The organism is Neisseria sp. P0014.S009 (assembly GCF_051958155.1).
Taxonomy (GTDB): domain Bacteria; phylum Pseudomonadota; class Gammaproteobacteria; order Burkholderiales; family Neisseriaceae; genus Neisseria; species Neisseria flavescens_C.
Genome location: NZ_JBQCVS010000127.1, coordinates 1 through 271, shown reverse-complemented (window position 1 = coordinate 271; position 271 = coordinate 1). Strand labels below are relative to the sequence as shown.

1 protein-coding gene is annotated in these 271 nt (G+C 63.5%); it reads left to right on the top strand.

Annotated elements, in window-relative coordinates:
• The coding region (locus tag ACTHS4_RS11980) for an HAD-IA family hydrolase (protein WP_440365996.1) at positions 1 to 244 on the top strand (244 nt) is incomplete at its 5' end.
• Positions 245 to 271 lie beyond the last annotated feature (27 nt).

Sequence of the window (271 nt, the reverse complement as noted above, 5' to 3'; positions counted from 1 at the left end):
AGCGCATTCCAAACCCGCCCCCGACATCTTCCTCGCCGCCGCCGAGGGCGTGGGTGCGGATATCCGCCAATGCATCGGCATCGAAGACGCTGCCGCCGGCGTCGCCGCCATCAAAGCCTCCGGCGCCTTGCCCATTGGCGTAGGCAAAGCCGAAGACTTGGGCAGCGACATCGCGCTGGTCTCCGGCACCGCCGAGCTGACCTACGCCTACTTGCAAAACGTGTGGGCACAGTCGGGCAGGTAAATACTAAGGAAGTAAAAAGGCCGTCTG